At 43.8% G+C, this 20066-nt stretch carries 20 protein-coding genes and 1 riboswitch; of the genes, 18 read left to right on the top strand and 2 right to left on the bottom strand.

Annotated features, from left to right (window positions below; genetic code table 11):
• The first annotated feature begins 9 nt into the window (after positions 1 to 9).
• Entirely contained in the window at positions 10 to 1545 is a 1536-nt protein-coding gene (locus ABJV04_RS03545) for a class I SAM-dependent methyltransferase (protein WP_348489905.1), read from the top strand.
• Here the strand turns inward: ABJV04_RS03545 and ABJV04_RS03540 are convergent.
• Complete coding sequence (locus tag ABJV04_RS03540) at positions 1542 to 2327, bottom strand: SDR family oxidoreductase (protein WP_348489904.1); 786 nt, start codon at positions 2325 to 2327, stop codon at positions 1542 to 1544. The two genes, ABJV04_RS03545 and ABJV04_RS03540, sit on opposite strands and share 4 nt — an antisense overlap.
• Before the next feature lie 179 nt (positions 2328 to 2506).
• Between ABJV04_RS03540 and ABJV04_RS03535 the strand changes: the two genes are divergently transcribed.
• The 14 genes from ABJV04_RS03535 to ABJV04_RS03470 all read left to right on the top strand — a co-directional run bounded on the left by ABJV04_RS03535 (position 2507) and on the right by ABJV04_RS03470 (position 15575).
• The gene (locus tag ABJV04_RS03535) at positions 2507 to 3319 is read left to right on the top strand and encodes a cyclase family protein (protein ID WP_348489902.1); all 813 of its coding nucleotides are present in this window, start codon (positions 2507 to 2509) and stop codon (positions 3317 to 3319) included.
• A gap of 10 nt (positions 3320 to 3329) precedes the next feature.
• Positions 3330 to 4142, top strand: coding sequence for a cyclase family protein (locus ABJV04_RS03530; RefSeq protein WP_348489900.1), 813 nt, complete (start codon positions 3330 to 3332; stop codon positions 4140 to 4142).
• Positions 4129 to 4473, top strand: a complete 345-nt coding sequence (locus ABJV04_RS03525) for a cupin domain-containing protein (RefSeq protein ID WP_348489898.1) — start codon at positions 4129 to 4131, stop codon at positions 4471 to 4473. The genes ABJV04_RS03530 and ABJV04_RS03525 overlap by 14 nt, the downstream gene beginning before the upstream one ends.
• A gap of 12 nt (positions 4474 to 4485) precedes the next feature.
• Positions 4486 to 5295, top strand: coding sequence for an SDR family oxidoreductase (locus ABJV04_RS03520; RefSeq protein ID WP_348489897.1), 810 nt, complete (start codon positions 4486 to 4488; stop codon positions 5293 to 5295).
• Between the two features lie 5 nt (positions 5296 to 5300).
• Positions 5301 to 6218, top strand: coding sequence for a 3-hydroxyacyl-CoA dehydrogenase NAD-binding domain-containing protein (locus tag ABJV04_RS03515; RefSeq protein ID WP_348489896.1), 918 nt, complete (start codon positions 5301 to 5303; stop codon positions 6216 to 6218).
• Between the two features lie 31 nt (positions 6219 to 6249).
• The gene (locus ABJV04_RS03510) at positions 6250 to 7080 is read left to right on the top strand and encodes an enoyl-CoA hydratase/isomerase family protein (RefSeq protein ID WP_348489895.1); all 831 of its coding nucleotides are present in this window, start codon (positions 6250 to 6252) and stop codon (positions 7078 to 7080) included.
• A gap of 277 nt (positions 7081 to 7357) precedes the next feature.
• Positions 7358 to 7480: riboswitch (TPP riboswitch) on the top strand.
• A gap of 167 nt (positions 7481 to 7647) precedes the next feature.
• Positions 7648 to 9612: a phosphomethylpyrimidine synthase ThiC gene (thiC, locus tag ABJV04_RS03505; RefSeq protein WP_348489893.1), complete on the top strand. Its 1965-nt coding sequence runs from the start codon at positions 7648 to 7650 to the stop codon at positions 9610 to 9612.
• Between the two features lie 3 nt (positions 9613 to 9615).
• Positions 9616 to 9900: a hypothetical protein gene (locus ABJV04_RS03500; protein WP_348489892.1), complete on the top strand. Its 285-nt coding sequence runs from the start codon at positions 9616 to 9618 to the stop codon at positions 9898 to 9900.
• Between the two features lie 2 nt (positions 9901 to 9902).
• Positions 9903 to 11576: a thiamine phosphate synthase gene (thiE, locus tag ABJV04_RS03495; protein ID WP_348489890.1), complete on the top strand. Its 1674-nt coding sequence runs from the start codon at positions 9903 to 9905 to the stop codon at positions 11574 to 11576.
• Positions 11573 to 12484, top strand: coding sequence for a HesA/MoeB/ThiF family protein (locus tag ABJV04_RS03490; RefSeq protein WP_348489889.1), 912 nt, complete (start codon positions 11573 to 11575; stop codon positions 12482 to 12484). The genes thiE and ABJV04_RS03490 overlap by 4 nt, the downstream gene beginning before the upstream one ends.
• On the top strand, positions 12481 to 12696 hold the full coding sequence (thiS, locus tag ABJV04_RS03485) for a sulfur carrier protein ThiS (RefSeq protein ID WP_348489887.1): 216 nt from the start codon (positions 12481 to 12483) through the stop codon (positions 12694 to 12696). The genes ABJV04_RS03490 and thiS overlap by 4 nt, the downstream gene beginning before the upstream one ends.
• A 3-nt stretch (positions 12697 to 12699) precedes the next feature.
• Positions 12700 to 13470, top strand: coding sequence for a thiazole synthase (locus ABJV04_RS03480; RefSeq protein WP_348489885.1), 771 nt, complete (start codon positions 12700 to 12702; stop codon positions 13468 to 13470).
• Positions 13457 to 14572 (top strand): 2-iminoacetate synthase ThiH, encoded by a 1116-nt coding sequence (gene thiH / locus ABJV04_RS03475; protein WP_348489883.1) that lies wholly within the window; start codon positions 13457 to 13459, stop codon positions 14570 to 14572. The genes ABJV04_RS03480 and thiH overlap by 14 nt, the downstream gene beginning before the upstream one ends.
• A gap of 193 nt (positions 14573 to 14765) precedes the next feature.
• Positions 14766 to 15575 carry a sterol desaturase family protein gene (locus ABJV04_RS03470; protein ID WP_348489881.1) on the top strand — a complete coding sequence of 270 codons (810 nt, stop codon included), beginning with the start codon at positions 14766 to 14768 and terminating at the stop codon, positions 15573 to 15575.
• A gap of 94 nt (positions 15576 to 15669) precedes the next feature.
• Here ABJV04_RS03470 and ABJV04_RS03465 read toward each other — a convergent pair whose 3' ends face one another.
• Positions 15670 to 16254: a PEP-CTERM sorting domain-containing protein gene (locus tag ABJV04_RS03465; protein ID WP_348489879.1), complete on the bottom strand. Its 585-nt coding sequence runs from the start codon at positions 16252 to 16254 to the stop codon at positions 15670 to 15672.
• 480 nt (positions 16255 to 16734) lie between these two features.
• Between ABJV04_RS03465 and ABJV04_RS03460 the strand changes: the two genes are divergently transcribed.
• From ABJV04_RS03460 to secD, 3 genes are all read left to right on the top strand, one after another.
• Entirely contained in the window at positions 16735 to 17289 is a 555-nt protein-coding gene (locus ABJV04_RS03460) for a DUF1439 domain-containing protein (RefSeq protein ID WP_348489877.1), read from the top strand.
• A 184-nt stretch (positions 17290 to 17473) separates the two neighbouring features.
• Positions 17474 to 18040 (top strand): hypothetical protein, encoded by a 567-nt coding sequence (locus ABJV04_RS03455; protein WP_348489875.1) that lies wholly within the window; start codon positions 17474 to 17476, stop codon positions 18038 to 18040.
• A 143-nt stretch (positions 18041 to 18183) separates the two neighbouring features.
• Entirely contained in the window at positions 18184 to 20028 is a 1845-nt protein-coding gene (gene secD, locus ABJV04_RS03450; protein ID WP_348489873.1) for a protein translocase subunit SecD, read from the top strand.
• Positions 20029 to 20066 lie beyond the last annotated feature (38 nt).

Raw genomic sequence — 20066 nt, 5'->3', positions numbered from 1 at the left:
GGTGCAGTAATGAACTCAGAATACACTCAAGACGTCGCGTTTAATTCAGATTTCGGTGCATTACAAACACCTGTTCACTTGGCAACCGCAGCTCTCCTTGCGGGTTGGAGGGCTGCTAAATTTAGCGGCCACTTTCGATACCTCGATTTAGCCTGTGGTAATGGGCACACCTTAACCCTGCTTGCTGATGCTTATCCTGATGCCGAATTTGTTGGCCTAGACATTAATCCCACTCACACCGAACAAGGCCAATCTCTAGCCCGTGCGGCCAAACTAAAAAATGTCACTTTTATCTGTGGCGATATTGCCAATGCCACTGAGTTAAACTTAACGGATTTCGATTATTGTACCGCCAGTGGCGTTTATTCTTGGCTTGATCAAAACCGCCAATCAGCCTTATTTCAAGTCGCCACTCAAGCGCTTGCTGAGGGGGGCTTATTTTTCTTAGATTATTGTGCGCTGCCGGGGATCACGCAAAATGCTACCTTGTATGGCATGTTACAACAACTCTCTTCAGAGTATTCCGGCAGCAGTGCTGACAAACTAAAAGGCGCAAGCCAGTTACTTGCCGAGGTCAAAAATAATAATGGCCAATTTTTCCAACAGAATAGTCAAGCAAATGAGCGCTTCTCCAGATTGTTAGCTAATCCTGCGGAAGATGAAGCGCACGAAGTGCTAAACCTACAAGCTCGTAGTGTATGGAGTCGCGATATTATTGCCAAAGCGGAAGGTGTCGGTTTAGCATTTGTTGGCAGTGCGGGCCTGCATCACAATTTACCTGAGTTTTCTGCGCATTTGGGATTACCTAAAGATAGCGAACAATTTTCTACCGCAACTCGTCAAATGCTGCAAGACATCGCTTGGAATGTGGCACAACGAAAAGACATTTATTGTAAAGGTGCGAAGTCCGCTGAAACATCGATATTGCAAAGAGCCGGAGATTGTCACTTTTATTTTGCCCCAGGGGCACTTAGTGACGCCATGATTCAGCGCATTATAACGCAATACCCAGCCGCAACTTTACTCACCCCGAACATAATATCGCTACTCAGACAGCATAAGCATTGCACTAGCATAAACGAGCTCATGGCCCGAGTGTGTGAGCAGTATCAACAAAAAACAGCTAGTCCTTTTTTACAAAAAGATAAGTTAGTTAGCCAATTATTGGCAACTCGCCTGATGTCGTTAGCGAACCCTGTTAACCAGCCAGTACAACAAGGCAGTTTATACATGCCTTCGTTGTTAAATCAGACATTGCTTAAACAAGACATCCATCTAGAACATGGACGCCCTTTAGCATCACCGGTTATTGGTACACGTTTGTTGTTACCCATAAAAGATAGGTTGTATTTGTGGGCCTTAGTATTTGGTGATGTGGGTTTAGCATGGGATAAAATGAGTGACTTGCGAAACGCCTTTCATGACGCTAATGGGCAGCCTATCAATAAACAAATGTTTGTTTCAATTATTACCCAAAGTCAACCCGCATTTAATCAGCGGGTTGTGCCCGAGCTGTTACGCTTGGGCATTCTTCAATACCGTTAGTTACATGAAAACCCACCGTCAATATTGATAGTTTCTCCAGTCACCAAGTTTGAAGCAGCGGACGCTAAAAACATAAAAATGCCATTAAAGTCTTCAGGCTCCCCTAGGCGTCCCAACGGGATCCGGCTTAGTACATCAGCGCGTTTATCCGCAGCTTCTGGCTCAAACAACCAACTGGTTAAGGCCGAACGAAATACTGTGGGAGCAATGGCGTTAACACATATATCATGTGGCCCCAACTCTACAGCTAAAGAACGAGTTAGCATATTCACAGCCGCTTTCGAGGTACCATAGGCAGAAGTTCCAGCAGCGGTAGCAAACTGAGCCCGCACCGAGGAAACTAAGATGATTTTTCCACCACGACCTTGAGCGGTCATCACTTTACTGGCTTCTCTTGATACCAACCAGCTTTGTTTAACGTTTGCATCCATAACACGATCAAATTCTTCTGGGCTCATTTCGGCGATGGGTTTTACTACCGCAGTTCCAGACGCACAAACTAGAATATCGAGGGGATGTTTTTGAGTTGCATGCTCAAGCATGCGAGTTACGGCTTCTTCATTTTCGGGTCTACCTACAAAATATGAAACATCCACTGAGTATGCTTCAAGCTCCTTTGCAAGGGCTGACAGTGTCTCACTATTCGAGCCTGTTAATGTAATGTTCGCCCCTGCCGCTGCCAGCGCTCTTGCCGCTGCAGATCCCAATGCACCCGTAGCACCAACTACGAGGGCTGACTTGCCATCTAGGCTAAATAAAGATGTCGGTGATAATTGTTGCATAATTGTAACTCCCTTAAGTTTAAACCTGACAATAAATTGCCTTCAACCCAAGTATTCTGCAGTCTAGACCTAAAAACCATTTAAATTTAAATAGTGTTTCAATAGTCAAGACAACCCAGTCGAAGCGTCCCTTTTCCCGTGCAATACTCTTTTCACACCTTGCAACTGTGGATAACAAAATGACCGTTAAAACAGAACCAAACACTGGCCTACAATTTGTAGAATTGAGCCACCCATGGCACCACAACCAACCCGTTTTGCCCGGACACGACGAACTTATTTTATACCGTTCCGTGAACCATGCGAAACATGGTGTGATGAGCCAAAAATTTAAAACTACTTTTCATACCTCGACCCATGTAAATGCGCCTATTCATTTAGTATCTGGCGCACAGGGCATTGGCGAATTACCCCTTGATAAATTTTGGGGAACTGGCGTGGTAATTTCCATTCCGAAACAAAAATGGGAAAAAATTAGCGCCGCCGATTTAGCCCCATTTGATCAATATATCAATGCTGACGATATCGTATTAATCAATACCGGTTGGCATCATCATTATGCTGACAGCCAAGCCTATTTTGGTCATTCACCGGGTATGACTGAAGATGCAGCTCAATGGTTTGTGGATAAAAAAATCAAAATGTTAGGTGTAGATACACCCCAGGTTGACCATCCACTTGCTACCTCATTAGGACCCCATAGAAACGGCCCAACCATGAAACGCCTAGCACCAGAATATGAAACTGAAACTGGCCGAAGTGCAACTGAAGACTTCCCAGATTGGCTGCCGGCTCACAAATTATTGTTGCAACACGGCATTCCAACTATCGAAAACGTTGGCGGCGACCTTGACACTGTCACAGGCAAACGCACCACCTTCCATGCCATGCCATGGCGTTGGAATGAAGGAGATGCTTGCGTTATTCGATTAATGGCAATTTCAGATCCAAATGGGCAATACCGTATCGAAGCCGGTACGAATCAGGAATAAGGAGAGCGTAATGTCACAAGCAACACAAGGTTTACAGTTTTTTGATTTAAGTAATCGCTGGGGACACGGTATGCCTCAATGGCCATCTAGCCCTAAAGGTATTGCTATTAGCACCCAACAGTTTCATGCCATGAATGGCTGCCAAGTACTTGAATGGGAGGGCATTATGCACCGCGGAACCCACATGGACGCGCCTATTCATGTTACCGAAAACGCCCCTCATTTAGATGACTTTGAGCCTTGGCGCTTTTTTGGCACCGGCGTAGTGGTGTCAATTCCTAAAGGCAAATGGGGTGTGGTAACACCAGAAGATTTAGAGAAAGCCAGACCACAAATTCGCGAAAACGACATCGTGATCATCAATACCGGTAGCCACAAAAACCTAGGCGATAACGATGAATACTTCCAATATTCACCAGGACTTTATAAAGAAGGTGCTGAATGGTTGGTTGACCACAAAATCAAGTTATTGGGGATAGATGTGCAGGCTTTGGATCACCCACTTGGGACTAAATTAGTCGACCATGGCCCTGGCCCTACTCACCACCATTTATTTAAAGAATATAAAGAAGAAACAGGCCGCGATGTAATGAAAGACTTCCCCCATTGGGAACCGTCTCACAAAGCACTTTTAGCCGCGGGGATCCCCGGTATAGAAAACGTAGGTGGAGACATTGATAAAGTCACTGGTAAACGTTGTACCTTCATGGGCTTCCCTTGGCGTTGGCCTGGCGGCGATGGCTGTGGTATCCGACTTGTGGCCATTGTTGATCCTGAACAATCTTATGTGATCGATAAAGGAGACGATTATGCAAGTAACTAAACTCACTGACGCAAAAACTTACGAAGCTAAACAACATTGGGACATGGCCGGTTTACGCCTACAAGGCGTGGATGCCACCAATATCGACGCCTTTAGCTGCTGTTTATCCTATTTTTTACCTGGTGGTGGAGCAGAATGGGCCTCTTCGCCAAATGAAAAGGCTTATATCGTGCTCGACGGTGAAGTGACCATTCTTACCAAAGAAAATGGTGTTCAAAAAGAAACCGTTTTAGGTCCGCTAGACTCTTGTGTAATTGAATTTAATGAAGAGCGTGCCGTAGAAAATCGCAGTAACAAAGTTGTCACTATGCTTGTGGTGATATCCAACTAGGAGGATCAGATTATGATATCTGAAGCGTTGAAAAACCCATTATCTTTGTTTGACGTTAGTAACAAATCAGCGTTGATCACTGGTGCGTCAGGCGCGTTCGGACGCGCCGTGGCCATCACCTTAGCATCCCTTGGTGCCAAGTTGACTTTAGTGGCGGGTAACAAACAAGAATTAGAAGCCGTTGCACAAGAGTGTCGTGAAGTAGGTGGCACTGTGCAAACTCTGAATTTGCGTCCTGACTCTTTAGAAGATGCCACTGCAATGGTTAACGCAGCAGTTGAAGCTTATGGTGATATTGAATTGATGTTCATCGGGTCAGGTTATAACAAAGCTGGCTTTATACACGAACAAGACTACGAAGATTGGCAAGCCGTTATGGATGCAAATGTACGGGGTAACTGGTTCATGGCTAAAGCCTATGGCACCTACCGCATCAATAACAATTTAACCGGCGGTAAAGTAGTTATGGTGTCATCGGTACGTGGACGTCACGGCAATATATCCGGCTACACAGGGTATTGCACCAGTAAAGGTGCCACCGACATGTTAACCAAAGTGCTCGCCACTGAATGGGGACAGCATGGTATTAACGTTAACTCCATCGCCCCTACGGTATTCCGTTCAAAACTGACCGCTTGGATGTTTGAAGAAGACAATGAATTAGGTCAAGCAACAAAGCAGCGTTCTTTGTCTCGCTTACCATTGGGACGTCTCGGCGAACCTGAAGATTTAGTGGGTATGGCGTTGTATTTACTCTCGCCTGCATCAAACTTTTGTACAGGTCAAATCATGTACGTTGATGGCGGCTTTACAGCGGGGTAATGACAATGACAGATCAACCTAAGGTCACCGTAATTGGTGCAGGCTTAATGGGGCACGGTATTGCTCAGCGCTTTTTAGCTGCTGGTCATCCAGTCAATTTAGTTGACCCCAATTTGCAAGTGCTCGAGCAAGCTGAGCAGCAAATCAGTGACATTTTTACACTGCTTGAACAACCTTATGATAAGGGGGATCTTTTAAGTCTGTACACAGAGATACAACCAGCGGTAGAAGATGCTGGGATTGTCATCGAAGCAGGACCCGAAATTTTAGAGGTCAAGCGAGATATCTTTACCCAACTCGCCCGCTTTAGCAGTCCAGAGTGCATCTTGGCCAGTAATACCTCCGCCATCCCAATTTCGGAGATAGCTAAAGGTATCTTGCATCCACAACGTATTGTGGGTGCGCATTTCTGGAACCCACCGCACTTAGTCAGATTAGTTGAGGTGGTGCAAGGGGATGAAACTAGCTTAACAACGGTAGAACAGACCATTGCACTGCTAGATGCTGTGGGCATGAAATCCGTTCATGTTAAGAGGGATATTCCAGGCTTTATCGGCAATCGTCTGCAACATGCAATGAAACGTGAAGCCATTGCCATGTTAGAAGCTGGCGTCTGTGATGCCGAAACCATTGATGATGTAGTCAAACATGGTTTTGGCCAGCGCTTAGCGGTACTGGGCCCACTTGAACAATCTGATTTAGTGGGTCTGGATCTTACAGTGCGCATTCTAACTACTATTTATCCATCACTAGATACCAGTTCAACTCCGCAAGCCACTTTGGTTAAGCGAGTTGAAGCTGGACAATTAGGCATGAAGACGGGTGGCGGTTTTCGCCAATGGACGCCTGAAGCCGCCGATGATGTGCGCACTCGCGTACGTGAACACTTAGTCGCGAAAGCGAAACAAACAATTACTAATTGAGCGAAAATCGCAATTTAAAGAGGACAACATAATGGCTATTAATCAATATTATCAAGTACCTAAATTAGAAGAATACAGCGAAAAGTTTAAGGAATTTTTCAAGTTCAAACGTGAAAACGGTATTCTTGAAGTAAAAATGCACACCAAAAACGGTCCCGTAAAGTGGAGCTATCAATTCCACCATGCACTAGCTGAATTGTGGACAGTCATCGGTCATGATAAAGAAAACGAAGTACTTATCCTCACCTCAACCGACGACAAGTGGATCAACGAATGGGATGTTGAATCTTTCAAAGAAGTAGAACAATCTCCCGATGACGACAAACGTTTTGATGTGCAAATTTACGATACGCTGAAAATTGTTGAGAACTTTATCAACGACTTAGAAATCCCCACAATCGCTGTAATTAACGGTAAAGGGATCCATTGGGAAATGTGTATGATGAGTGACATCACCCTGTGTACCCCAGATTTCGTATTACAGGATGACCACTATGGTATGGACAGTGGCCACGTACCTGGTGACGGTATGGGGCTTTGTTTACAAGAGATTTTAGGGGTCAAACGTGGTAATTATATGATGCTGACGTGTGAAGCCATGGATGCACAAACCTGTTTAGAACTGGGCGCGGTTAACGAAGTGGTTGAGCGTGAAAACATTGTAGACCGAGCTTGGGAAATAGCCCGCAACATCATGACCAAAAGCCGCTCATGCCGCCGCTTAACCCATTACATTTGTGTTCGCCCTTGGAAAGCCGTGGTTGAGCGTGATTTCAGAATCCACGTTTTATCTGAAATGTATTCATTCAACATGTCCAAATCAGAGCATGACTTTGAATACATAAAATATGATGAAGAATAAAGTTTACTACAAAAGCTTAGCCCTCCATTTGTTGGAGGCTTTGAAATAAAAATCGAAAGAAGTCCTCCTTTGAGGGAGGGCTTTTTTAGGTTTTAAACTCATTTTTTAAGCAAAAATATCCCACTGTATTTTGTCCACAACGTCATCAAAACCCACACAACCTGCAAACAAAAAAAGCAGCTCCACAATGCAGTACTGAGTTCACCTTTGTTTTTTCAAAGATGAATTTATTACTCAATAATCTGCTTGTTAAATTAAATTAGTGTGTTTATATTAGTGCCTCTTGTCGGAGTGCTAGCACGATTTAGTTTACTAAGTAGTGTGAGCTGAGACCGTTAATTCGGGATCCGTTGAACCTGATCGGGCTAATACCCGCGAAGGAAACAAGCGTAATGCTGTAACCATTAAAGTGCTTTTATTGCGGCTTAGTTTTACAGCTTATTTTGCCAATTGGGGTGATCTTCTGCGTTGTTAAATGCAACCTGCCCTTTTCGATAATTGGCGCTTTTCAACACCAAACCTCTCCAGACAAGCAACTTCATTTTTTAACAATATGAGAGATTGCTAATGTCAAATCGTCGTCAAACTCGCGCTAATGCGAAACAATTTATTGATAACTTTAAACCCTTTTCTTATCCCAACTCGAACAAAATCTATGTGCAAGGTGAACTTCACGATATTCGTGTTGGTATGCGCGCAATATCCCAAACAGAGACTATTTTAGGTGGCAGCAAAGACGCACCTATTACCGAACAAAATCCAGATATTCCGGTATACGACTGCACAGGTCCCTATTCCGATCCCACTGCTCAAATCAATATACATCAAGGTTTACGCAAACTTCGTCGTAATTGGATTATGCAACGGGGAGACGTTGAACAGTTAGAGCAAGTTAGTTCTGAGTTTAGCCAAGCACGCAGCAGCGACGATGATTTAGAGCACTTACGATTTAACCGCTCGATAAAACCGCTAAAAGCCAAAGCGGGTAAAGCTGTCACCCAAATGCATTATGCAAAAGCGGGGATCATTACACCGGAAATGGAATATATTGCGATCCGCGAAAATATGGCCAGAGAGGAACTAAGGGATCCGGTTTTACGCCAAAAAGCCCAAGGTAATGCCTTCGGTGCGCTCGTTGGACAACCTATCAGCGCAGAATTTGTGCGCCAAGAAGTGGCACGCGGTCGTGCGATTATTCCCGCCAATATTAACCACCCCGAATCCGAGCCGATGATTATTGGCCGTAATTTTTTAGTCAAAGTAAACGCGAATATTGGCAACTCTGCGGTTACCTCTTCCATCGAAGAAGAAGTAGAAAAATTAGTTTGGTCAACCCGCTGGGGGGCCGACACGGTAATGGACTTATCCACGGGACGCTATATTCACGAAACCCGCGAATGGATTATCCGCAATTCGCCTGTCCCAATTGGTACGGTTCCCATTTACCAAGCCCTGGAAAAAGTAAATGGTGTTGCCGAAGATCTCACTTGGGAGGTATTCCGTGACACCTTGATAGAACAAGCTGAGCAAGGAGTAGACTACTTTACGATCCACGCTGGGGTATTGCTACGTTACGTACCTATGACCGCAAAGCGCTTGACGGGGATAGTATCTCGCGGCGGCTCAATAATGGCCAAATGGTGTTTATTTCATCACAAGGAAAGTTTTTTATATGAGCATTTTCAAGAAATCTGCGAACTATGTGCCGCCTATGACGTATCCCTATCTTTAGGGGATGGAATGCGTCCCGGTTGTATTGCCGATGCAAATGATGAAGCCCAGTTTGCCGAGCTAGAAACCCTTGGGGAATTGGTCAAAATAGCTTGGCAATATGACGTGCAAACCATAGTCGAAGGCCCTGGTCATATTCCAATGCAACTAATCAAAGAGAATGTGGACAAACAGTTGCAAATTTGTGACGAAGCGCCTTTTTACACCCTTGGTCCACAAACAACTGACATAGCGCCGGGCTACGATCACTTTACCTCAGGCATAGGCGCAGCGATGATAGGTTGGTATGGGGTAGCCATGTTATGTTACGTCACCCCTAAAGAGCATTTAGGATTACCGAATAAAGAAGACGTTAAACAAGGCTTGATTGCCTATAAAATTGCGGCCCATGCAGCCGACGTCGCCAAGGGTCACTTAGGTGCGCAGATCCGCGACAACGCACTGTCCAAAGCACGTTTCGAGTTCCGCTGGGAAGACCAATACAATCTTGGTTTAGATCCCGACACGGCAAGACGATATCACGACGAAAGCTTGCCCCAAGAGTCAGCCAAGGTAGCCCATTTTTGTTCCATGTGCGGTCCCAAATTCTGCTCCATGAAAATCACTCAAGACGTGCGCGAATACGCCGCCAAACAACAAATTCAGATAGAACAAGACGCCTCACGATTGAAATTGAGTCAAGCAGGATTGAGTCCGCAGGAAATTGCCTCAGCCATGGCACAAAAGTCCGAGGAATTTAAAGCCCAAGGTGCCCAGCTATACACCCCCATTGATGAACAAACCGTTACGGAGTCTGAGTAAACCATGGGTGTCCACATAAGCACAGAAGCTGAACCAACCATGGGTGTCTACTTAAGCAAAGAGTCTGAATTAACCATGGGTGTCTACTTAAGCAAAGAGGCTGAATTAACCATGGGTGTCTACTTAAGCAAAGACCCTGAATTAACCATGGGTGTCTACTTAAGCAAAGAGCCTGAATTAAACATGGGTGTCTACTTAAGCAAGGAGCCTGAACCAACCATGGGTGTCTACTTAAGCAAAGAGCCTGAATTAAACATGGGTGTCTACTTAAGCAAGGGGATGAACTAATCATGGGTGTCTTCTTAAGCACAAATATTAAATCAAGCGAGGTGCACTCTGCTGGCCGCCCCATTGTTTGGTCTATTGCCGGCTCAGACAGTGGCGGAGGGGCTGGCATACAGGCCGATAATCTAACCATTCACGACTTGGCAGGGCATGCATGTACGGTTGTGACTGCCATCACCGCACAAAATTCACAACAAGTACAAGGGATTACGCCTACCCCAACAATTATGCTTGGAAAACAATTGGATTGCTTATTGGAAGATATTCCTCCGGCGGCAATTAAGATTGGTATGTTGGCCAACCCTGAGCAAATTTGCTGCATAAGTGAATGGCTCGCCAGCAAATTAAAACCTTATGAAAAGGCCAATAATCTGCAAATTCCAGTGATTTGGGATCCAGTTATGGTGTCCACCAGCGGTCAGTCTTTATCCAGCAATAATCAACAAGACAGCTATGCTGCTTATTTACAATTAGCAAAACAGGTTAGCTTGATAACCCCTAATCGTCATGAACTAGCGGTATTACTGGGATTAAGCCAGTTGCCAAACATCACTCACCAGGAGCAAATTGCCAATCTTGAAAACCTTGCCAAAAGACTAGACTGCAACATACTGTTCACCGGTGGCGATCCTTTAAGGGCTGACGCACTAAACTCGAAATCCCAAAGCGCTGATTTGCACAATCAGAGCATAGATAACAGCTATGCAACGGATTGGTTAGCGGTTAAAGATATTCCATTTACCTCCCCCCAGCATCAACATCAGCGTATTGGTTTTAGCAGCCCCCGCGTGGTCACCCAACACAATCACGGCACAGGCTGTACCTTATCCAGTGCCATTGCCACAACTATGGCCATGGGGTATCCACTATTAGATGCGATTGTGGTGGGCAAAGCCTATGTACATCAAGGGCTAAGCAGTGCTTATCCGGTGGGAAAAGGGCCGGGAGTTTTAGCCCGTAATGGCTGGCCCAAACACCTTGAGCACTTTGCCCAAATTACTCTGCCTAAATATCCACAGATAAAGCAAAGCAAGGGACTTAGTTTTACCAACGTCCAACAGCCTTTGCAGGTCTATCCGGTAACCGAGTCGGTTAGCGTACTCGAGCAAGTGCTAAAAGCCGGGGCACGCACGGTGCAATTACGTTTAAAAGCCGCACCTCCCCTAATGCAGTCGGAACAACAAATTGAACAGGCCATACAAACAGCTATCGCTTTGGGTAAACAATACCAAGCACAGGTATTTATCAACGATCATTGGCAATTGGCCATTAAACACGGTGCATTTGGAGTTCATTTAGGCCAAGAAGATATGTTGCAAGCAGATTTGTCACAGATCGCAGGGGCAGGTTTGGCACTAGGATTGTCCTCCCATGGGTATTTTGAATTACTGTTAGCCCAGCAACTGTCGCCCAGTTATTTGGCCATCGGTCATATCTTTTCAACGCCAACTAAATCCATGCCCTCTCCCCCCCAAGGACTGAATAAACTTGAAAAGTACTGCACTTTGCTGGGTGATCGGCTGCCCCTAGTCGCCATCGGTGGCATAGATCACACTAACCTTGATGCCGTCAAACAGACTCAAGTAAACGATATCGCCGTGGTACGCGCCGTCGAAAAAGCAAAAGATCCCGCGCAAAGTTGGCAAAAACTGCAACAACAATGGCAGACATTATCATGAAAGATAAGATCATGACTGACAGTGGTGTAAGGGACAACAACAGCGCAAACAAAAGTGCGATAAATACCTTGAGCGACAATCAGTTTATTCAATATTACCGGCAAATATTGTTGCCTCTAGTTGGCGAGCAGGGTCAACAGAACCTACTCAATTCCCATGTAATTGTGGTGGGGGTGGGTGGACTTGGGAGTCATGTCACCCAACAATTAAGCGCAGCAGGCATTGGCCATCTTTATCTAATAGATGATGATCTGGTTGAGTTGTCGAACCTACCCAGACAAATTCTGTTTGATGCAAACTCCATTGGCAAACACAAAGCCATCTGTGCTGCTGAAAAAGTCGCTGCAATCAATAGTGATACACAACTCCGCTATTTCTGCGAAAAGTTCACTCACAGCTTTGCTGAACATCTATTGCACAGCAATGTTGAGCTGCAACAAGCCTATCAAAACGGCCAGTTAATATTACTTGATTGTTCGGACAACATGCCGACTCGGCAATCTATTAATGTTTGGTGTGCCGCGCATTTTATCCCGTTGATAAGTGCATCAGTCGCGGCTTTTTCCGGTCAATTGTTGGTAGTTGATGGCCAAGTGGCACCGCAAAGAGGCTGTTACAACTGCCTTTTTGCTGGCAATTCAAGCCCCCAAGGTTGTGCTAATTTAGGGGTACTTGGTCCTAGCGTTGGGGTCATGGCCAGTATGCAAGCACTGACAAGCATTAAACACATCCTAAAGCTTGATACCGAGCTTAAACATTTGCACATTTTTGATGGTTTACAACTCAGCTGGCGGCAGCTTATTCGTCACCGAGATCCCCATTGCCAAGCCTGTGGACACTGGCCCAGCGAGCCACAAAGTCAGCTTTCTAAGTCCCAGAAAACCATCCAAACCGAGGTAACCTTATGATCACTGTTTATGTAAATGAACGCCCCCTAGAGGTGAACAAAAGTAGCAATTTACAACAGGTTTTAGCCCTTAGTGTGCAATCTCTTGAGCTTAAACTAGACAACATTGCAGCGGTACACAATCAACATGTGGTGCCCAGAAGTAAGTGGTCCACAAACCTGTGTCATGAAAATGATCGAATTGAAATATTTAGTGCTGTGGCAGGAGGATAAAGAATGTTAACAATAGCAGGACAACACTTTTCTTCTCGCTTATTTAGCGGCACCGGAAAATTCGCCAGTAGTCAGGTGATGTTAGATGCTTTGCATGCCTCAGGAACAGAATTGGTCACCCTAGCAATGAAACGCATTGATTTAGAACAGGGGACCGACAACTTGATACAACCATTAACGGCAATGGGTGTGAAGTTATTGCCTAATACATCAGGGGCGCGAAACGCACAGGAAGCCATTTTTGCCGCGCAACTTGCCCGTGAAATGTTACACACCCACTGGATAAAACTGGAGATTCATCCCGATCCCAAATATTTAATGCCCGATCCCATAGAAACCCTAAAAGCAGCGGAAACCTTAGTAGAAAAAGGGTTTGTGGTGATGCCTTATGTCCACGCCGACCCAGTATTATGTCGGCGTTTGGAAGAAGTAGGATGTGCGGCGGTAATGCCACTAGCCAGTCCCATCGGCAGTAATCAAGGTTTACTGACCAAAACATTCTTAAAGATGATTATTGAACAAGCTAAGGTGCCAGTGGTTGTCGATGCTGGGATCGGTAGCCCATCGGATGCCACTGCGGCAATGGAAATGGGAGCCGATGCGGTACTGGTTAATACCGCCATCGCGGCAAGCCAACAACCAGTTACTATTGCCCAGTGTTTTCGTCAAGCGGTTATTACCGGACGTAAAACCTATCATGCGGGTTTAGCACAGGTATCAAACCAAGCCAGCCACACCAGTCCATTAACGGGATTTTTAAATGAGCTTTGTTGATAAATTTAAACAATTAGATTTAACTGCGTTACAACTAGCGTTAAATAGCGCCACTTGTGCTGATGTTGAACAAGCATTGCAACACCCAAACGGAAACCTTGACGCCTTAATGGCGTTATTGTCTCCTGCTGCAATCCCCTATCTAGAGCAAATGGCACAGCAAGCCAAACAAATTACCTTACAACGTTTCGGTCACAATATTCAGTTGTTTGCGCCCATGTACCTGTCGAATCTGTGTGCCAATGAATGCGATTACTGCGGCTTTACTCTAAGCAACAAAATCAAACGTAAAGTACTAAATCAGCAAGAAATCGCCGACGAAATAAACATTCTTAAAGGCCGTGGCTTCGACTCTCTACTGCTGGTGACAGGCGAACACGAAAGCAAAGTAGGCATAGACTATTTTGCCCAGGTATTGCCCCAATGCAAACGCCATTTCAGCCATGTTTCATTAGAAGTGCAACCTTTGCAAACCGAGCAATACAAACAACTGGTTGGCCTTGGGTTAGACGGTGTTATGCTGTATCAGGAAACTTACCACCCTGTGACTTACGCGAAACATCATACTCGAGGTAAAAAGTCGGACTTTTTATATCGTTTAGACAGCCCAGATAGGTTAGCTCAAGCGAATGTGGATAAAATTGGTTTAGGGGTGTTGTTGGGCTTAGATGATTGGCGTGTGGATGCGCTACTAATGGGACATCATCTGGCCTATTTAGAGAACCGCTATTGGCGCAGTAAATACAGTATTTCATTACCTCGGTTACGGCCTTGTGCAGGCGGAGTTGCGGCAAAGATGCCCATTTCCGACACAGGACTAGTTCAATTAGTCTGTGCATTTCGATTATTTAGTGAAGCTTTAGAAATTAGCTTATCCACCCGAGAAACAAGTCAATTTAGGAACAACCTAATGCCACTGGGAATTACACATATGAGTGCTGGCAGTTCCACTGAGCCCGGTGGCTACGCTAAACCCGAAAGCCAATTAGTACAGTTTGAAATCAGCGATGAACGCTCGGTCAAGGAAGTGGCCGAGGCCATAAAAAACAACGGATATACCCCTGTTTATAAAGATTGGCAAGGAGATTGGATTACGACTTAATTGGTTAAAAGACAGAGGTTTAAGTTGGTTGAGATTACTCTTTTAATGGGAAAATAGGTAAAAACCGGAGCTGGAATAGCAGCGGAAAATATCCTTTACCATTAGTTGTGTTGTCTTAAAACAGGTTAAGCTAGACACTCTGCTACACTTGAACCAGGTAAATTGGTAGCCATATGAGTGAGGATATTTATTAGTGAACGCTGAATTTATATTGTTATTGTTGAGCCCACTATTCCTGATAGCCATAGGCGTAGAGCTGCGCAAACGCAGGCAAAGTTACTCATTAAAAGAATTTGTTCTAAATCTGGGGTTAGCCTTATCTCACCAAGCAACCGACATTCTGGCCATGCTTGCTTTAATGCCCTTTTTTTATTGGTTACACGGTAAATTCGCAATATTTAACATAGAACTCAGCGTTTTCACGCTATTTATAGCCATCATTTTACAAGACTTTTTATATTATTGGTTTCATCGTGCTAGTCATCAATGCAATTGGTTATGGGCAGCGCATGTTGTGCACCACAGTTCCAACAATATGAATTTTTCTACCGCTATGCGGCAAAGTCTATTTTACCCTGTTGTTGGCATGTGGGTATTTTGGCTACCGATGATTATTTTGGGGTACACTCCGGAGCTAATGCTGACAATAGTCGCATTGAATTTGGCATTCCAATTTTTTGTGCATACTGAACTTGGACCCGAATTCAAAATACTTGGTAAAGTATTTAACACCCCTACTCACCATTGCTTGCATCATGCAAGTAATCCTCAATATGTTGATAAAAACTATGCTGGGGTGCTTATTGTTTGGGATAAAATCTTCGGAACCTTTGTAAGTAGTAATGGCGAAGCGCCACGTTATGGTGTCACTGAGCGAGAATATAAGGTTTCCTTTTTTGATGTGGTATTCACACCGTGGAGAGTTTTATTTAATAATGTCAGACGACAAAAAAGTGTCTCTAATGCTTTAAAATTACTATTCAAGTCGCCTAGTAAATTCTAGTAGAAAAAGCAATTTAGTTACTGGGTAGTCAGGGCTGTTACCCAAAAAAAAGCCCCGATTTTATCGAGACTTTTTGATATCTGAAAATGACGAATTAAGCGTTAGCTTTTTTTCTACCTACTAAAGCTAGTATGCCTAGGCTTAGTAAAAGAATTGAAGCTGGCGCTGGAACAGCTACAGAGTCGGTTTGAGTTTCGATTTGGAACTGAGCTTGTGTGAGATTAAAGTTAAAAATGTCGCTACCTAAACCATCATAGCCAATTTGGATGCTATTTGCGGTGAACGAGAGTACTTCATCAATAGCGATATCAGTTATGTTACCTGAAATCCATGACAAACCCGTAATCGTTTCAGCAGCGTCAAAGACGATATTACTTATAGAGGCAGTGAAAATTTCAAAATCTAAGTCATCTTGTGAGTTAAGGGTAACTATGTTTGTTGTTGGGTCTAAGTCAACTAGAACTAAACCTCCAGACCAGCCACTGTCATTACTTAACAAGTTACTACTGTCTAATTCGTTACCAGCGCCAACAGAGGCATTGAGATTTTCATAAACTAAAGGACCTTGGGTGCTACAACAGTATGGAAGATCAGCTTCATTGCGAAAGTCACCTGAAATAATAGTGGCATTGGCAGCACCAGTAAAAAGTAAAGCAACTAAACATAAAAATTTATTCATTATTTTATACCTCAAAAAATGATCATTAACATCAACTATCAAATACAAAGCAAACCCCATGCCAATAAGTTAAATTATTGATTTTTAACAGAAAAAACAAAGTATCTAAATAAGGGGAAACGCGATCGTAAATAATCCTGACAAAAATAGTCAAATTAAACATATACTTAAGTATAATAGACAATGATCATCAAGTGGCAATGATTCCCCTTGGGGTAAATCAAATTGAGTAACCTTTTTCTCTCTAGTTTCTGTATTTTTTAACTATACCTAAGCCTATTCTTTTCAATACTCTTATTACCCTATAAGGTGAAACTTCATGTATTAGTCATTTTGACATTTTAATTATGGTTGTCGATAGACCGATAGCAATCCCTTTTGCTAGGTCGTACAATGCCGTTAAACCATAAATGTACAGTAAATGTTATAGCAGTGAGTCTTAAATCATTTATTTGTTATCGAATCAGCAAAAGGTTTCTCATGAAAATATTATTCTTTATCGGCGCACTATTTTTAACCGGGTGTGCCACTACTCAAGGTCTATCTGTTTTTTCATTTACTAACGCACAAGTACAGTCCCTGCTGAGTCAGCAGTTACCTAATTTAAGCCAAAAAGCCACTGTTATGGGTGTCCCAGTAGAATTAAATATCAATGACTTAAACGTTGATATCGGACCAGACAACAGAGATGTGATTGCCCTTGGAGTCGATTCTGGTGCAGAGATAAATGCCTTTGCTTTTAAATACCCCGTGCGCTTAATGTTGCAGGTTGAAGGTAGTCCTTTTTATGATAGTGACAAAAAAGCAGTGTATTTGCGAAACCTTAAACTGATCGATTCAACGGTTGAAGCAGGTAATTATAAAGGTAATTTGAATGTATTGAATGACCAAGTAATGGCACTTATTAATACATTTTTGGCGACCACACCGGTTTATAAGTTGGATATGACAGATCCAACTGTTGCTTTGTTAAGTAAAGTGCCATTGAATATGAAAGTAGTGGAAGGTGCGGTTCAATTAGTGCCCAACCTCTAACTTTAGTGCCACACCTCTAATTTGACACAATAATCATCGAGCAGTTAAGTCTGCTCGATGATAGCTTTGCTATTATCGGGCTTGGCACTCTATTTGTTTGTTGTTTTTTTGTTCTAGCCCTTGCATTTTTCCACTTCACCCTTATTAACCTTATCAAGTCATTACAGGTAGTTAGATTAGATTTATGTGGTCTTGGCGCGCTTTGCTCTTTAGTTGGTTTATTGCGGTTTGTATAGCAATGAGTGCCCCTGCCCGCTCTGTTGATAATCCGCTAAATTCTCCCCACATCCCATTAAGTGTCGACGTTCATGCTGGTCAACTCGACAATGCACAAAATCAACTCACCTTATCTCAATTTACCCAAATTTTGTCTGCTGATTATATTCTTAGTGAACAAAAAGCAGGATTAAAAAAGCGCAAAGGGACTACTCGTAAAGAGAGTAATAAGGACCATTTTAAATCTAAATCTCCTTCTGAATTTTTTAAGATAAATCGCGATATACGCTGGCCTCCCTTTGAGCGTTCAGCCTACAGTGCATTTAGCTCACCCATTCAAAACGAACCCATTTTTGTTCTAGCCTATGAATTTTTGCCTGAAATCTTAGGTCGTCAACACTTCTTAGCAGCGCCCGTCAGCAGTGTTGATACTCCATGGTTTTTGCGCCCTGATGCAGCAAATAACCACTGCAAATTAAGTGGCTGGAAAGACGGAAATACACTGTATTCTGGCACCATTACCTACCTAAGTTAACACGTTCTCGCACTGCACTCAGTGTACTTTTTAATGGGTATCTGCATACCCTTATTTATGTTGCGTTAGCCTATTAATCGCTTGCGCACTCCATCTAACCATTGCCCTAAGCAATGGGTTATTTGCTAAAAAAGAGAACGAACATGCGTAAAACAACAACGAAACCCAAGCATACTTGGCAGTTAATCGTGATTATCGTCACTGTGCTTATTTTGGGATTAAATGCCATCCCAACTTTATATGGAAACAACAATGCGTTACTGATTAGTAGCAGCAATCCAACTCAATCACTTCCTGCACCGCAAACCTTGCGCCAGTTAATGCAACAGGAAAACATTCAAGTTAAACAAATTATCAGTGGCGATACTGACAGTAAAATTGTTATACAAGGTGATGATGAAGCACTTTCCATTGCCCAACAAAAACTGAAGGCTGACTTAGGTGACAACTACGAAGTCCGTTTAGGCATTCAATCTGCAGCGCCAAATTGGCTTAATGAACTCGGCATGTCCCCAATCAAGTTGGGGCTAGATCTTAGCGGGGGTGTCCTGTTTGTATTGGAAGTCGACACGCCAAAAGCAGATCAAGAACACTACGAAAGTGCAAAAGACGAAGCTATGCACATCATTCGCCAACAAGGTTTTAGGGGAATGAGCGTAAAGCTGTCTGAAGCGAATGGTGACACCTCCACTGCAAATGGTCTTAACCTGCGCTTCCTCACTCAGCAAACAAGTGATGTGAAAACCCTTGTACAAAAAGTCCAAGACTATTTACCCGGAATTGCCTATACCAAAATTGACGAGAATAACGGTCGTTTGACGTTTTCCGAGCAAAGTATCAACGAATTTCACCAACAAATTATGGCTCAAGCGTTGACGACCTTACGAGGTCGTATTGAAGAGTTAGGGATCACTGAGGCTGTGACTCAGCGACAAGGGGCCAACCGAATTCGCGTAGAGTTACCAGGGGTGAAAGATCCCGAACAGGCGAAGCGTATTATCGGTGCAACAGCTTCGTTAGATTTTTACGCAATGGCAAAAGACGGTGAAATAGGTGCCAAAACCTTTAAAGATGACAGTGGTCGTCGATTGCGGGTCGCGTCGAAACCAATATTCACCGGCTCAAGCATTGAGAATGCGAACTCGGGGCGTGACGAAATGGGAATAGCATTGGTCAATCTGTCATTGGATTCCGTAGGTGGCGAAAAGATGTCAGCATTTTCCAAAAACAATATTGGCAACCCTATGGTGGTAGTGTTTTCTGAATATCACCGCAATGCAGCCGATGAGATGGTGAAAAGCAGTAGGGTGATCAACGTTGCTACGATTCAAGCCCAGCTAGGAAATCGCTTCAGCATTACTAATCTAGACAGCCATGATGAAGCTGCTGAACTGGCTCTATTGTTACGTGCAGGTTCACTGGATGCTCCAATCACAATAGTCCAACAACGGACAATTCAGGCCTCTCTGGGGCAAGACAATGTGAACAACGGGATCATGGCATTAGCCATTGGTTTGAGTATCACCTTGTTATTTATGGGGTTGTGGTATCGCAAACTGGGCTTAATTGCTAACACTTGCCTAGTTCTTAATTTGGTGTGCTTGGTTGGATTAATGGCCTTGTTACCCAATGTGGTTTTAACCTTGCCGGGGATTGCCGGATTGGTTCTCACAGTGGGCATGGCCGTGGATACTAATGTGTTGATTTTTGAGCGAATAAAAGAGGAGCGAAAACGAGGGCAAAGTAACTTTTTAGCCATAGAGACAGGTTACAAGGAGGCGTTTAGAACGATTTTAGACGCTAACATCACCACTATGATCACATCCTTAATTCTTCTTAGTATAGGCTATGGCCCAGTAAAAGGGTTCGCCATGACACTCAGTTTAGGCATTTTAACCAGCATGTTTACCGGCGTTTTTGTTGCCCACGTATTGACCTATCTAGTGAAACCTCAAATCTCAATAAAACATAAGGAACTTATGTCATGAACACCAAAACAATCAACAATGAGGGCTTTGCAAAAGTC

Source organism: Aliiglaciecola sp. (genome assembly GCF_039982535.1).
Lineage (GTDB): Bacteria > Pseudomonadota > Gammaproteobacteria > Enterobacterales > Alteromonadaceae > Aliiglaciecola.
Note: the sequence above shows the minus strand (reverse complement) of the source record. Positions and strands in the feature narration are given on the sequence as shown.